Source organism: Amycolatopsis sp. NPDC004169 (assembly GCF_040610315.1).
Classification (GTDB): Bacteria; Actinomycetota; Actinomycetes; order Mycobacteriales; family Pseudonocardiaceae; genus Amycolatopsis.
In genome coordinates this window covers 88811-102741 of the sequence record NZ_JBEXMD010000004.1, presented here as the reverse complement: position 1 = coordinate 102741, position 13931 = coordinate 88811, and the positions used below count along the sequence as shown (strand labels likewise).

Annotated in this window: 12 protein-coding genes; 6 read left to right on the top strand and 6 right to left on the bottom strand. The window is 71.8% G+C overall.

Features of this window, described 5'->3' with window-relative positions; genetic code table 11:
• Window positions 1-129 precede the first annotated feature (129 nt).
• Together ABZX11_RS06980 and ABZX11_RS06975 are read left to right on the top strand one after the other, a co-directional pair.
• Window positions 130-1341 carry a glycosyltransferase gene (locus ABZX11_RS06980; protein WP_254897487.1) on the top strand — a complete coding sequence of 404 codons (1212 nt, stop codon included), beginning with the start codon at window positions 130-132 and terminating at the stop codon, window positions 1339-1341.
• Window positions 1342-1371: 30 nt separating this feature from the next.
• Complete coding sequence (locus ABZX11_RS06975) at window positions 1372-1995, top strand: dTDP-4-dehydrorhamnose 3,5-epimerase family protein (RefSeq protein WP_176177977.1); 624 nt, start codon at window positions 1372-1374, stop codon at window positions 1993-1995.
• Between the two features lie 57 nt (window positions 1996-2052).
• Here the strand turns inward: ABZX11_RS06975 and ABZX11_RS06970 are convergent, their stop codons facing one another.
• Window positions 2053-3351: an aspartate aminotransferase family protein gene (locus ABZX11_RS06970; RefSeq protein WP_176177976.1), complete on the bottom strand. Its 1299-nt coding sequence runs from the start codon at window positions 3349-3351 to the stop codon at window positions 2053-2055.
• A gap of 24 nt (window positions 3352-3375) precedes the next feature.
• The gene (locus ABZX11_RS06965) at window positions 3376-4368 is read right to left on the bottom strand and encodes a Gfo/Idh/MocA family oxidoreductase (protein ID WP_354910594.1); all 993 of its coding nucleotides are present in this window, start codon (window positions 4366-4368) and stop codon (window positions 3376-3378) included.
• 134 nt (window positions 4369-4502) lie between these two features.
• Between ABZX11_RS06965 and ABZX11_RS06960 the strand changes: the two genes are divergently transcribed.
• The 3 genes from ABZX11_RS06960 (at window position 4503) to ABZX11_RS06950 (ending at window position 7987) form a co-directional block, all read left to right on the top strand.
• A complete protein-coding gene (locus ABZX11_RS06960; protein ID WP_354910592.1) occupies window positions 4503-5387 on the top strand; it encodes a TIGR03621 family F420-dependent LLM class oxidoreductase in 885 nt (294 codons plus the stop codon).
• A gap of 26 nt (window positions 5388-5413) precedes the next feature.
• Window positions 5414-6484: an LLM class flavin-dependent oxidoreductase gene (locus tag ABZX11_RS06955; protein WP_354910589.1), complete on the top strand. Its 1071-nt coding sequence runs from the start codon at window positions 5414-5416 to the stop codon at window positions 6482-6484.
• Between the two features lie 81 nt (window positions 6485-6565).
• Complete coding sequence (locus ABZX11_RS06950) at window positions 6566-7987, top strand: NDP-hexose 2,3-dehydratase family protein (protein WP_176173295.1); 1422 nt, start codon at window positions 6566-6568, stop codon at window positions 7985-7987.
• Window positions 7988-8047: 60 nt separating this feature from the next.
• Here ABZX11_RS06950 and ABZX11_RS06945 read toward each other — a convergent pair whose 3' ends face one another.
• Genes ABZX11_RS06945 through ABZX11_RS06930 form a run of 4 tightly spaced genes read right to left on the bottom strand, consistent with a single transcriptional unit; the run spans window position 8048 to window position 12840 of the window.
• On the bottom strand, window positions 8048-9550 hold the full coding sequence (locus ABZX11_RS06945; protein WP_354910585.1) for a bifunctional 3-(3-hydroxy-phenyl)propionate/3-hydroxycinnamic acid hydroxylase: 1503 nt from the start codon (window positions 9548-9550) through the stop codon (window positions 8048-8050).
• A 7-nt stretch (window positions 9551-9557) separates the two neighbouring features.
• The gene (locus tag ABZX11_RS06940; protein WP_354910582.1) at window positions 9558-10778 is read right to left on the bottom strand and encodes an acyltransferase; all 1221 of its coding nucleotides are present in this window, start codon (window positions 10776-10778) and stop codon (window positions 9558-9560) included.
• On the bottom strand, window positions 10775-11545 hold the full coding sequence (locus ABZX11_RS06935) for an alpha/beta fold hydrolase (protein ID WP_176173292.1): 771 nt from the start codon (window positions 11543-11545) through the stop codon (window positions 10775-10777). The genes ABZX11_RS06940 and ABZX11_RS06935 overlap by 4 nt, the downstream gene beginning before the upstream one ends.
• A 20-nt stretch (window positions 11546-11565) precedes the next feature.
• Window positions 11566-12840 carry a cytochrome P450 gene (locus tag ABZX11_RS06930; RefSeq protein ID WP_354910579.1) on the bottom strand — a complete coding sequence of 425 codons (1275 nt, stop codon included), beginning with the start codon at window positions 12838-12840 and terminating at the stop codon, window positions 11566-11568.
• A gap of 258 nt (window positions 12841-13098) precedes the next feature.
• Here ABZX11_RS06930 and ABZX11_RS06925 point away from each other — a divergent pair, with 258 nt between their 5' ends.
• A complete protein-coding gene (locus ABZX11_RS06925; protein WP_176173290.1) occupies window positions 13099-13917 on the top strand; it encodes a 27-O-demethylrifamycin SV methyltransferase in 819 nt (272 codons plus the stop codon).
• The last annotated feature ends 14 nt before the right edge of the window (window positions 13918-13931 follow it).

The window sequence follows — 13931 nt, the reverse complement described above, 5'->3', positions numbered from 1 at the left end:
GATCCCCTGCTCCTCGAGTGCGGACTGCGGACCTAACGCTCGAATCACGCTAGAAGCGCCGGGAGAAGGGGACATCCCTCAACGTGGTAGGCCGCCGGGGGCGGGCGGGCGAGACTACCCGCGTTGGTGATGGCCGACGGCGGTGTCCTGGGCAAGCTGGAGCCGACCACGAGCCACCCCTGGGAGGACGATCTTGTGAAGGTTCTTAATCTCGCCGGGGTCGCCCCGTCGACGGTGTTCAGCCACGTCCCGCTCGCGAACGCCCTGCGGGGCGCCGGGCACCAGGTGATGACCACGGCTTCGGTCGACGAGATGGTCGACACGATCGCCGGCGTCGGGCTGTCCGCGGTGCGGACCACGGCCCCGGGCGTCACCCCGCGGCAGGTCATCGCCGAGAGCGGCCTGACGCACGTGCCCGAGGACCCCCGCGAACGCGAAATCATGGCGGGCCGCTGGTACGCCCACATGGAATACGTGACCCTCGACGCCCTGCTGGCGTTCAGCAAGGACTGGCGGCCGGACGTCATCATCAGCGGCGTCACGTCGTACTCGGGTCCGCTGCTGGCCGCCCACCTGGGCGTGCCGTACGTCCGCCACGCCTGGGACATCCACACCCCGCGGCTGATGGACCAGGGCGCCGAAGACCAGCTGCGCGAGCAGCTCGAGGAACTCGGCCTCGACGGCCTGCCCGAGCCGGCCATGACCATCGAGATCGCGCCGCCGAGCCTGCTTCCGGAGGACCTCGAGGGCGGGCAGCCGATGCGGTGGATCCCGGGCAACTCGCAGTCCGTGCTCGAACCATGGATGTACACCAAGGGCGCGGGCACCCGGATCGGCGTCACCATCGGCACCGGCGTCGCTAACTACAACCAGTACGACTTCCTGCAGGCCGTCGTCGAGCAGATCGCCACGCTGGACGCCGAGGTCGTCGTCGCGGTCACCGAAGACGCGGCGTCGGAAATGCGCGAGCGGCTGAAGAACGTGCGCGCGGGCTGGGTCCCGCTGGACGTCGTCGCGCCGACCTGTGACGTGCTGGTGCACCAGACCGGCGGCAGCACGATGATGACGGGCCTGAGCTTCGGCGTGCCCCAGGTGCTGCTCCCGGACCCCAACCTCTTCCGCGCCAACGCCATGGCCCGGCGGCTCGCCGACACCGGGGCCGCGGTCGTGCTGTCGCCGGAGGAAGCCACCAGCGAGGTCATCGCGAAGACCTGCGGCGAGCTGGTCGCCGACCCGTCCTTCAAGACGGCCGCGGACGGGCTGGCCAGGGAGATCGCCGCCCTGCCGTCGCCGAACGAGGTGGCGCAGCGCATCGAGCAGCTCGTCCGGGAAGCGGCCTGAGAGGACATGGGCAGCGTCAGCACCCGCAGCATGGCCGTCCGGCCGCTGGCCATCGACGGCGCGCACCTGGTCACGTCCAAGTCCTTCGGCGACGAGCGCGGCGACTTCTTCGAGGTCTACCGCGAAGACGTGCTCACCGAGGCACTCGGCTACCGGCCGCGGTTCCTGCAGGCCAACGTCTCGACGTCGTGCCGCAACGTCGTCCGCGGCGTGCACGGGGCGATGACCCCGCCCGGCCTGGCGAAGTTCGTGACGTGCCTGCGGGGTTCGCTGCTCGACTTCGTCGTCGACGTGCGGACCGGCTCGCCGACGTACGGTCAGTGGGACATGATCGTGCTCAACGCCCACGGCGGCACGGCGGTGTACGTGGAGGAGGGCCTCGGCCACGCGTTCGTGGCCCTGGAGGACGACACGTGCGTCCAGTACCTGCTGTCCGACCTCTACCGGCCGGCCGAGGTCCTCACCGTGCACCCGCTGGACCCGGAGATCGGCTTGCCGCTGAACCTGCCGGGCGAGCCGATCCTGTCCGAGCGCGACGCGGCGGCGCCGACGTTGCGGGAGGCGGGTGAGCTGGGGCTGCTGCCGGAGTACGAGGAGTGCCTGGCCCTGCGGGCTGCTCGCGTCCGCCTGTCCGAGGTGGCCGCGGCTTCCTGAACCGTGCGCACGAGAAAGGCCCGGGACGCGGTCCCGGGCCTTTCCCGTCGGTGCCGGTCAGCTCAGCCGGGTCAGCGCGGTGCGCAGCGTCTCGCCGAGGAAGTCCAGGTCGGCGTCGGTCGCGTTGAGGGGCGGGGCCACCAGCAGGCCCTCGCCCGTGCGGTCGGGGCGGAAGCCGACGTACGGGTACAGCAGCAGGCCCTGGCTGCGGGTGATCCGCATGACGTCGCCGAGGGTGCCCGGCGCCAGCTCGATGCCGAAGAAGTAGCCGAGCCCGCGGACGTCGGTCACCACCGACTGGCCGCGGACCGCGTCGGCGACGAGCCGGCCGAGGGCCGCGCCGCGGACCTCGCCGGGGTCCAGCGCGCCGATGTCCTCCAGCACCGACAGCACCGCCAGGCCGGCCCGGCCCTGCAGCGGCGTCGCCGACATGGTGCCCATCAGCGGCAGCCACTTGCCGCTCGCCATGATGTCCTCGGCCAGGTTCGGCGAGATCATCGTGGCCGCCAGCGGGACGTACCCCGCGCCGAGGCCCTTCGACAGCGTGACGATGTCGGCGGCCGAGCCCGGCGTGTGGTGCGAGGCGAGCGGGAGCCCGGTGCGGCCCAGCCCGGTGAGCACCTCGTCGTGGATGACCAGGACGCCGAACTCGTCGCAGACCTCGCGCAGCGCCTTCAGGTACCCGGCCGGCGGCACGTACCCGCCGCCGGTCGTGCCGTTGACCGGCTCCATCAGCACCGCGGCGACGGTCTCCGGCCCGGCCGCCACGATCGCGTCGCGCACCGACTGCACGCACTCGACGCGGCAGGCGGGGTAGGGGCAGTTCAGGTGCTGGCCGGGGTAGGGCGGGTTGAACGCGGGCGCGAGGCCGAAGCTGTCGTCCTCGTGCGGCCGCCGGGACCGGTGGCCCGAGAGCGCCAGCACGAACGCGCTGTTGCCGTGGTAGCCCAGCGACGACGTCAGGATCTTGTGCCGCCCGTCTTCGCCGCGGGCCCGCTGCACCAGCCGGGCCAGCGCGATCGCGGACTCCGTCGCGTGCGTGCCGGTGGGCGTGAACATCACCCGGTCGTCCGGCCGGTGCACTGCTCGCGCGGTGGCCGCGGCCAGTTGCTCCATCAGCTCGGGCGCGAACGTGCCCGGGCTGGCGTAGGTGCAGATCCCGACCTGGTCGCGCAGCGCTTCGACCACCACCGGGTGGGCGTGGCCGATGTTCACGTTGACGATCCCGCTGGCGCCGTCGAGGTACCGCGTGCCGTCGGAGGCGAACACCCAGGACCCGGCGGCGTGGCTGTAGGGGATCGGGGGGATCTGCAGCCGGGCCGCCAGCAGCTGGGACGGCGCTTCCTGCACGGTCATCGTCACGATCTGTTCCTCCTGGCCTCAGCCCACCGGCTCGGTGGCGTGGTCGACGTAGAGCCTCGCTCTGCTGCGGATGTCGTCGACGAGCACGGCCTGCCGCAGCACGTCGTCGTTGTCGGGGAGCCGCCCCGAGCGGACCGCGGAGGCGAACGCGGTGAGCGTGTTCGCCACCTGGTCGTCGGGCGGCAGCGGGATTTCCTCGACGCCCGAACGGCGTTCCAGGCGCACCACCGGATTGTGGTCGGCCGGCGGGGTGAAGGCGTGGTCGAGGACCAGCCGTCCTTCGCTGCCCCAGAGCTCGTACCCGGACCGGTAGCCGTGGTCGATCCCGAAGCTCGCGGACGCGGACACGCCGTCGCCGGTGCACAGCAGGGCCTGCCCGGCCGAGTCGACCGGGTGGCCGTGGCGCCGGGTGAGCACCGCCGCGACGACGTCGATTTCGCTGCCCAGGAACGACATCGCCGCGCGCACCGGGTAGACGCCGGTGTCCAGCAGGGCACCGCCGCCGAGTTCGGCGCGGTGGCGGATGTCGCCGGGCGGGCGGGCCGGCACGGCGAACGCGGCGTGGAACGCCCGCAGTTCCCCGATCGCGCCGTCGGCCAGCAGTTTCCGGACCGCCACGTGCTGGCTGTGGTGGAGGAACATGACGTTCTCCATCAGCACGAGCCCGGCCGCGCGCGCGGCGGCGATCAGCTCGCGGGTCCGCTGGACGCTGGTGGTCAACGGTTTCTCGGCGAGCACGTGCTTGCCGGCGGCGAGCGTCCGCTCGATCCAGCCGGCGTGCGCGGCGTTCGGCAGCGGGATGTAGACGGCTTCGACGTCGTCGAGCTCGAGCAGTGCCGCATAGCCTTCGACCGCGCGGCACCCGTAGGCCCGCGCCGTTTCCGCGGCCTTGCCGGCGTCGCGGCTGGCGACCGCCGCGATTTCCGTGCGGGGCAGGGCCGCCATGGCGGGCAGCAGCTTCCGGAGGGCGATGCTCGCGCAGCCCAGGATCCCGACGCGCAGTGGGGCCACAGGATCTCCTTTGCGGGCGCGCGGTTCCGGCACTCTCCGCGCTTCACGCTAGGACAGCTCCGCCGATCCGGGCATCCCTCGTCCTGATAGCGATCGCGCCGGACAACTGATCAAATGATTGGTACTTTGCCGTTATGGCCACTGGGAGGAAGCCGTTCCGGTTCGGGGTCGATTTCATCACGCCCGTTCCGCGCCGCGCTTGGGTCGACAACTGCCGCAAGGCCGAGGAACTCGGCTACGACGTCATCGGGGTGGGCGACCACCTGGGCATGCCGGCGCCGTTCCCGGCGCTGGTGCTGGCCGCGGAGCACACCGAACGCGTCCGGCTCAAGACATTCGTGCTGAACGCCGGTTTCTACCATCCCGTCCTGCTCGCCCGCGAAGTCACCACCACCGACCAGCTCACCGGTGGCCGGCTCGAACTGGGTCTCGGTGCGGGATACGTGAAAGCGGAGTTCGACGCCGCCGGAATTCCCTTTCCGGCGGCCCGCCAACGGCTCGATCACCTGGAAAGCACGATCAAGCAGCTCAAGAAGAGCTACGCCGATCCGGACCACCGGCCGCGGCCGGTGCAGCCGTCCGGCCCGCCGCTGCTGCTCGGCGGGCGGGGCAACGGCCTGCTCACCTTGGCCGCCGAGCACGCGGACACCATCGCGTTCATCGGGGCCACCGCTTCGCACAAGATGCTGCTGGCCGACGCGGCCGAGCTGGCCGACCGCGTCGGGTTCGCCAAGGCCGCGCTCGGACCGCGCGCCGCGCAGGTCGAGCTGAACGTCTTCGTCCACTGCGTCGACGTCACCGGTGACCGCCGGGCCGGCCTGGAGGCGGTGCACCGGCGGATGCCGGAACGCACGCCCGAGCAGCTCGCCGAACTGCCGACCGTGCTGGTCGGCACCGCCCCGCAACTGGCCGAACAGCTCGAAACCCACCGGGAGCGCTACGGGTTCAGCTACTTCACCGTGCTGGAGCACAACCTCGAAGCGCTCGCCCCGGTCATCGGTCTCCTGCAGGGGAAGTAGGGGACCACGACGAAGGGAGCACGCCCGTGGCCGACGGCCCGATGAAGTTCTCCACTTTCCACCTCTTCCACCAGTTCGCCGGGATGAGCGCGCCGGAGGTCTACGGCTACCACGTCGAGCTCGTCGAGCTGCTGGAGGAACTCGGCTTCGACGGTGTGTGGCTGGCCGAGCACCACTTCCACGACTTCGGCACCGTGCCCAACACGCTCACCATGCTCGCCCACCTGGCCGGCCGCACCGAACGGCTGCGGCTCGGCTCCGGGATCGTGGTGCTGCCGCTGCGCAACCCCGTCCACGTGGCCGAAGAGGCGGCGATGGTGGACGTGCTTTCGGGCGGCCGGCTCGAGCTCGGCGTGGGCCGCGGCTACCAGAGCATCGAGTTCGAGAACTTCGGGCTCGACCTGGCCGAATCGCGCGACCGGTTCGACGAGTGCCTCGACGTGCTGCTCGGCCTGCTGACCACCGAAGGCTTCGAATACCGGGGCCGGTTCCACGGGACGACCAACCCGCTGACGCTGCTCCCGAAGCCGGTGCAGCGGCCGCACCCGCCGCTGCACGTGGCCGCGATCAGCCCGGAGACCGTGCGGAAGTACGCCGCCCGCGGCCTGCCCATCCTGGCCGACCCAGCCGCGCCCTTCGCGCGGATCGCCGAAGCCGCGCAGACGTGGCACACGACCGCCGCGGAGCACGGCGTCGACTCCGCAGACGTCGAACTCGTCGCCAGCCGGGTCGTGTACGTGGCGGAGTCGAACGAGCGGGCCCGGGCGGAACAGGCCCGGTTCGAGGCGGCGTTCGACCGCACCCGCGTCTTCCTGGCGGGCAACGCGCCGATCGACCTGAAGACCGGCGGTGCGGCGAAGAGCTACGAGTACCACCTGGAACGCCTGAAGGACCTCTCGGCCGAGCCGGACTTCGCCTGGGACCAGCTGGAGGTGATCGGCGATCCCGACCGCGTGATCGCGCAGATCAAGTCCATTCAGGACATGGGGTACGGCAACCTGCTGTGCGACTTCGGTTCCACGCGGCGGCTGCCCCTCGAGGAGATGAAGAAGCTGCTGCGGTTCTTCGCCGCCGAGGTGATGCCCGCGTTCCGCTGACCACGCGGTTGCTATCAGGTCGGGGGATGCCCGCCGCGCCGCACCCGTCCTAGGCTCGCCGGAGCCGAGGAAGGGAGTGACGTGGTCCACAGCGCGATACACGAAGACACGGCGCGGGACGGCCGCTCCGACGCCGTGGCCGACGACGCGGTCATGTCCATGGCGGACTTCCACTCCTGGTTCAACGCGCGGGCCCGCGCGAACAGCTTCCGGGTCGACCGGATCCCGTTCGCGGACCTGTCCGGCTGGGACTTCGAGCCGGACACCGGCAACCTGGTGCACGCCAGCGGCCGGTTCTTCTCGGTCGAGGGCCTGCGCGTGCGGACCGACCGGCCCTGGGTGAGCGAATGGGCCCAGCCCATCATCGTGCAGCCGGAGATCGGCGTGCTCGGCATCCTGGTCAAGCGGTTCGACGGCGTCCCGCACTGCCTGATGCAGGCGAAGATGGAGCCGGGCAACATCAACGGGCTGCAGATGTCGCCGACCGTGCAGGCCACCCGCAGCAACTACATGAAGGTCCACGGCGGCGCGGCCACGAAGTACATGGAGTACTTCCGGCCGGGTTCACGCGGCCGCGTGCTCTTCGACGGGCTGCAGTCCGAGCAGGGGTCGTGGTTCCTGCACAAGCGCAACCGCAACATCGTCGTCGAGACCGACGACGACGTCCCGCTGGACGAGGACTTCTGCTGGCTGACCCTCGACCAGATCCGCCGCCTGCTGCGGCTGGACCACATGGTGAACATGGACTCCCGGACCGTCCTCGCGTGCGTCCCGCCCGCGCTGGCGCGCCCGGACGAGCGGACCGCGGGCGACGGCTCGTTCGTCGAAGCGGTCCACCGCTCGCTGTCCGGCCGAGGCCGCGCGGTGCACGACCCGGGCCACGTCCTGAGCTGGCTCACCGAGGTGCGCGCCCGCCAGGAGCTGGTGCAGCGCCGGGTGCCGCTCAAGGAGATCGCCGAGGACGGCTGGCGCCTGGGCCACGAGGTCATCGACCACCGGGACGGCAAGTACTTCGACGTCGTCGCGGTCTCCGTGGAGGCCAGCAACCGCGAGGTCACCGCCTGGACGCAGCCGCTGGTGGCGCCCCGGCAGTCCGGCCTGCTGGCGTTGCTGGTCAAGCGGATCGGCGGCACGCTGCACGCGCTGGTCCAGGCCCGCAGCGACGCGGGGACGCTCAACATCGCCGAGCTGACCGCGACCGTGCACTGCCAGCCCGGCAACTACGCCGACGCGCCGGCCGAGCACCGCCCGGCCTACCTCGACTACGCGCTCGCCGCGCCGACCGGCCGGGTGCGGCTGGACGTCGTGCATTCCGAGGAGGGCGGCCGGTTCTACCACGCGCAGAACCGCTACCTGGTGATCGAGGTCGAGGACGACTTCGACCCGGAGCCCGACGACCGCTTCCTCTGGACGACGCTGAGCCAGCTGATGTCGCTGCTGTCGCACAGCAACTACCTGACGGTGGAGCTGCGCAGCCTGATGGCGGGCATGCGCAGCTTCTGACGCACGACGAGAAGGGGGGCCGGTCCCGCGGGACCGGCCCCCCTTCTCGTCGTGGGTGGCTCAGGCGGTGGGCACGGCCGCGCGCAACCGGTTCTGCAGGGCGTCCACCAGGGCGTCGAACCCGCCGGGCCCCGCCGTGCCGAAGACGTGGTAATCCGGGCGCACCAGCACCGAAGCCGCCCCGAACCGGGCCAGGAAGGGCCGGTAGACGTCGTCGACGTCCACGCCGTCGGCCAGCCGGACGACGTGCGTTCCGAGGCCGCTGAGGAACTCCGAGCGGACTTCCTCGGTGGTCAGCAGCACGAAACCCCGGCCGACGACGTCGTCGAAGAGCCCGGTGGTGCCGCCCAGGCACACCCGGCCCTGCGGCACGACCACGCCCGCACCCGGGCTCTCGTGGAGCAGCCCGCCGGTGAGCGGTTTCGCCGGCTCCGGACGGCCCGCCGGCTTGCCCCGCCGGTTGGCCAGCACGGTGGCGTCCCGCTCGGCGGCGGCCGCCGGGTCCGTCACGCAGATCACCCGGCCCAGCTGGACCGACGCCAGGATCGCTTCGCGCGCCTGCTCCCGGCGTTCCGCCCCGTAACTGTCCAAAAGGGACTCCGGGGCCAGGCCGCGGAGCGTGAGGTCGAGCTTCCACGCCAGGTTGGTGACGTCCCGGACACCGGAGCACATGCCCTGCCCGGCGAACGGCGGCATCAGGTGGGCCGCGTCGCCGGCCAGCAGGACGTGCCCCACCCGCCACCGGTCGGCCCACCGGGCCTGGAAGATGTAGGTGGTGCTGCGCAGCAGGGTCGCGGTCTCCGGGGTGACGCCGAAGGGCGCCATCAGCCGCCACGCCGTCTCGTCCTTGTTGAGCTCGGCCGCGTTTTCGCCCGGCAGCCGCATGAACTCCCAGCGACGGCGGCCGGGGCCGCTGCCGACCAGCGTCGTCGGACGGGCCGGGTCGCAGATCTGCACGTTGGTCGGCACGAACTCGCGCGGCTCGGTCAGCTGGACGTCGCAGAGCAGCCACTCGTAGGAGAAGCCGAGGTCGGTCACCGGTACGTCGAGGTGCTCGCGCACGAAGCTGTTGGCGCCGTCGCAGCCGACCACCCACCGCGCCGAAAGCGTCCGCGTCACCTCGTCGGGGTCGATGGCGGTCACCCGGACGTGCTCGCCGTCGGCGATGGCCACGACTTCGTGCCCGCGCAGCACGGTGATCCCGGGCAGCGCCGCCGCCCGGGCCGCGATCAGCTCCTCCAGCGACGGCTGGTGCATGGTGTTCGCGTCCGGCCAGCCGTACCGGCCGTCGGTGGTGAAGGCGATGTCCAGCAGCGTCCGCCCGTCGGCGGTCTGCCACTGGTAGCCGTTGGCCGGCGCGGTGATCCGGCCGAGGTCCGGGCCGATGCCGGTGGCGGCCAGCAGCCGCGCGGTCTCGCCGTCGAAGCTGGTCGCCCGCGGCAGCTTGTACGGCCGCGGCCGGCGCTCCAGCACGGTGACCCGCCAGCCGCGCTGGGCCAGCAGCACCGAGAGGGTGGCCCCGACCGGGCCGTTGCCGACGATGACGACGTCCGTGTCCGTCACGGGAACCTCACCTCTCGCGAGTCAGGCGGGCCAGCCGTTCGCGCAGGCACTCGACGCGCCGCGGCAGCGACGGGTCGCCCTCGGGCCAGCCCAGGTCGATGCCGATCCGGCCGCCGGAGGTGCTCAGCACGTAACCGCCGAGCGCGATGGTCTCCCGCATCCGGGACGCCGAGTGCAAGTTGGTCAGCCGCAGGCCGTCCGGCGTGCGCATCGGCGGGGCGACACCCCAGTTCATGATGCTGACCACGGCCAAGGCGAGCTTCGGGTCCCACGGCTTCGCGGCGGCGGGCCGGGAGAACATGTCGAGGATGCTGCGCTGCACGGAACCGTCGGAGAGACCGGCCCGCAGCTGCGTGCCGATGGCCCGGCCGATGACGACGGCGTCGGGTGCCATCCCGGACGGCACCTGGAACCCGACCCCGCCGAGCACGTTCGTGCCCTCGGTCGCGCCGACCGGCGGTGTCAGCCGGTCGCGCAGGTTCACCGAGTACCGGTAGACCAGGTCGGTCAGCGGCATGTCCCGGATTTCGGCCTCGGCGAGCAGGACCGCGCCCGACACCAGGCCGTTGACCGTCACCTTCTCGCGGTGCCCGAGCTCGCGCAGTGCCGTCGTCTCGGCCGCGGTCAGCCGGTGCTGCACGACGTGGCGGACGACCGGGTCCGGCCGGGTCGAGGGGGCGGACGCCGGCGGCGGGGCCACCGGGATGGCCGGGCCGCTCGCGTGGATGCCGCGCTCGGCGAGCAGGTCCTCCAGCGACCGCGGGTACGGGTGGCGGACCGGGTCGAGCGGCACCCCTTCGACGACGTCGGTGTAGCAGGACCACAGCTCCGCCAGGATCGCGGTGGCGTGGTGGGCATCGGCGACGCTGTGCTGGATCGCCAGGCAGACGCCGGCCTCGTCGCCGTCCCGGACGACGTTGAGCGCGCTCAGCGCCCGGCTCTGGTCGAGGTCCAGCCCGGACAGCGGCCGGGAAGGGTCGCCGTCGGCGAACCGGATCTCCGGCCGTGCCGCGGGGTCTTCGGACTCGGTGAGCACCGCGCCCTCGCCGGTGAACTCGACCCGGGCCGAGAGGTGGGGGTAGGCGCGGGTGACCGCGTCGAACGCCGTGGTCAGCGCGTCCGGGTCGAGCCGGCCTTCGGCCCGCACGGTGTACCCGATGTAGGCCTCTTTGGCGGCGTGGATGCTTTCGCTGGGCGCCAGCACGCGCCGGACCGCGGCCCGCGTCACGACGTCCTCCCGGAGAGCACCGCACCGGCCAGCTTTTCGGTGATCGTCGCGATGATCGGCGCGGCCTGGTCGACCAGGAAGAAGTGGCCACCCGGCAGCACCCGCAGCTCGGACGGCCCGGTGGTGTGCTCCGCCCACGCGCGGGCCTCTTCGACGGACACGCGGGGATCGCGGTCGCCGGTGAACGCCGTCACCGGGCAGGCCACCCGCCGCCCGGGCTCGTGCCGGTAGGTGTCGACCGCGCGGTAGTCGCTGCGGATCGCCGGCAGCACCATGGCCAGCAGCTCGGGGTCGGCGAGCATGGCCGCATCCGAACCGCCCAGCTTCCGCAGCTCCGCGACGAGCCGGTCGTCCGACGCGCCGCGGATGTCGTCGTCGCGGTAGCGCGAGGGCGCCCGCCGCCCGGAGGCGAACAGGTGCGCCGGCGCGGGCCGCCCGGCCTCGGGCAGCCGCAACGCCAGCTCGTAGCCGATGATCGCGCCCATGCTGTGCCCGAACAGCGCCAGCGGCCGGTCGTCGAGCGGCCGCAGCACCTCCAGCAGCCGGTCCACCAGCCCGCCGATGCTGTCGACGGGCGGCTCGTGCCGCCGGTCCTGGCGGCCCGGGTACTGGACCGCCAGTACCTCCACCGCGGGAGCGAGGGCCTTGGCCAGTGGGAAGAAGAAGCTGGCCGAACCGCCGGCGTGGGGCAGGCACACGAGCCGGGCTCGTGCGTCCGGCGCCCGTTCGAACCGGCGTAACCACTTTTCGGCGTCTGGTCGGAGCACGGTGAGACTGCCTTTCGGGGCTAAGCGAGCTTCAGGGGGAGCGTCTTGGTCCGGGTGAACGCCGGCCGCAAAATCCACGGGATCTCTTCGCGCGGCACGGCGAGCGCCAGGTCCGGGAACCGCGTGAACAGCCCGTGCAGCGCCACCTCGGCCTCCTGGTAGGCGAGGTGCTGGCCCAGGCAGCGGTGGATGCCCTTGCCGAAGGACAGGTGCATCTCGTTGGCCACGCTCAGCCGGTCGACGATCAGCTTGTCCGGCTCGTCGAACTTGCGCGGGTCGGTGTTGGCGGCCAGCAGCAGCGGCGCGACCGGTGTCCCGCGCGGGATCGTGACGCCGCCGAGTTCGACGTCCTCGGAGGGGAACCGCGCCTGCGTGAACTGGAGCGGGCCGAGGCGCTGCAGTTCGCGCACGGCCTGCGCCCACAGCTCCGGCTCGGCCTTCAGCCGGGCGAGCTGGTCGGGGTGCTCCAGCAGGAACAGCACCGAGTTGCCGATCAGGTACGTCGTCGTCTGGTGCCCGGCGGTGACCAGGCTGAACAGGATGCCGACGATCTCGTCGTCGGACACCCGGCCCGGGGCGTCGGCCTGAGCCTGCACGAGCGCGGTGACCAGGTCGTCCTTCGGTTCGACGCGACGGCGGGCCATCAGCTCGCGGGAGAGGGCGATGCACTTGCGCAGCGCGGGCGGGATGCTGGGGCCGTCCATCGTCGCCATCGCGTTGCCCCAGGCGTGCCAGGCCGCGCGGTCTTCCTCGTCGATGCCGACCAGCTCGCAGATCACCGTCACCGGCAGCGGGAAGCAGAACTCCTCGACGATGTCGACGGGCGCGCCGTCCTTGCCCAGCTCGGCCATGTGGTCGAGCAGGTCCGCGGTGATCTTCTCGACGCGCGGCCGCAGCGCGTTCACGCGGCGCGCGGTCAGCGCGTAGGAGACCAGCTTGCGCAGCCGCGTGTGGTCCTCGCCGTCGGCGGTGTTGAGCTTGTTGGCCATCCAGGGGATGAGGTCCTCGGGGAAGTTCATCGCCTTGAAGACGCCGTCGCGGATGTCCGCCAGCGGCGAGTCGGCCGGCGGGTTGGTGAGGAACCGCGGGTCGGTCAGGACGGTGAGGACGTCCTCGTAGCGGGTGGCCAGCCACATGTCGGGGCCGCCCATCATGGTGCCGAGGTTCAGCGTCCCCGTGTGCGGCAACGGCTCTTCGCGCAACCGCGCGTACCAGCCGAACGGGTCGGCGACCACTTCCGGTGAGAACAGGTCGACCGGCTCGGCCGAAGGCTTGGCGGTGGCGGTCATGGCCATCCCCTTCCTCGTTGGCCACGCGGGGCCTCCCGCGTGGGGCGGGCACGCCGCGGCCCCCGCGTTCGGACGGTAGGCAACGGGCACCCGGCCGGGCATCCCCCAACCTCACAGTGCTCACCTTGGTGTCCTCTGTGGACTGACGGAGGGCTATCAGAACGAGGGATGCCCGGCGCGGCGGCGCTGACCTAATCTCGCCGAAGACCTTGCAGGCCAGGCGTTGATCGACACGGTCACGCGAAACGATGCTTAGGGGTACTGGTGACGAAGCCGACTCCGAACGAGATTGGTAAGGGCTACGACGCTTTCGCGGACCTGCTCGACCAGCTCTGGGGTGAGAACCTGCACCACGGGTACTGGGACGACGAGTCCGCGACGCTCGAAGAGGCCACCACGCGGCTCACCGACCGGCTGGCCGCGATGCTCCCGCTGCGGGCCGGCGACCGGCTGCTCGACATCGGCTGCGGCAACGGCGAGCCGGCGATCCGGATGGCGACGGCGAACGACGTCATGGTCACCGGCATCTCCATCAGCGAGAAGCAGGTGGAGCGGGCGAACGACCGCGCTTACAAGGCCGACGTCGACGACCGGGTCGTCTTCGAGTACGCCGACGCGATGGACCTGCCGTACGAGGACGGGTCGTTCGACCTGGTCTGGGCGCTGGAATCGCTGCACCACATGCCGGACCGCTGGCACGTGATCCGCCAGGCGGCCCGCGTGCTGCGGCCGGGCGGGCGCCTGGCGCTCGGCGACTTCCTGCTCGTCCCCAGCCCGGCCGGGCTGGAAGCCGACGCCGAGCGCGTCCGCGAGGTCGGCAAGGGCGTGGTGGCCGTGGTCTCGCTCGACGAGTACCAGGAGCACCTGCGCGAAGCCGGCCTCGAGCCCGAAAACGCCGAGGACGTCAGCCAGTACACCCGGCCGTCGTGGGCCAAGGCGGCGGAGCGGTTCGAGGGCCTGCGGGAGCAGGCGCTGCAGCACATCGAGGCCGCGCAGTTCGAGGTCACGCTGGGCCGGTTCCGCGCGTTCAGCGACGAGCCGTCGCTCGGGTACGTCCTGCTGACCGCGCGCAAGCCCGAGTGAGGGAACCCGAAACC

Coding starts and splice junctions, on each gene's coding strand:
- ABZX11_RS06975 (WP_176177977.1), top strand. CDS start 1,372: ATGGCCGTCCGGCCGCTGGCCATCGACGGCGCGCACCTGGTCACGTCC.
- ABZX11_RS06980 (WP_254897487.1), top strand. CDS start 130: ATGGCCGACGGCGGTGTCCTGGGCAAGCTGGAGCCGACCACGAGCCAC.
- ABZX11_RS06930 (WP_354910579.1), bottom strand. CDS start 12,840: ATGGCCATGACCGCCACCGCCAAGCCTTCGGCCGAGCCGGTCGACCTG.
- ABZX11_RS06960 (WP_354910592.1), top strand. CDS start 4,503: ATGGCCACTGGGAGGAAGCCGTTCCGGTTCGGGGTCGATTTCATCACG.
- ABZX11_RS06970 (WP_176177976.1), bottom strand. CDS start 3,351: ATGACCGTGCAGGAAGCGCCGTCCCAGCTGCTGGCGGCCCGGCTGCAG.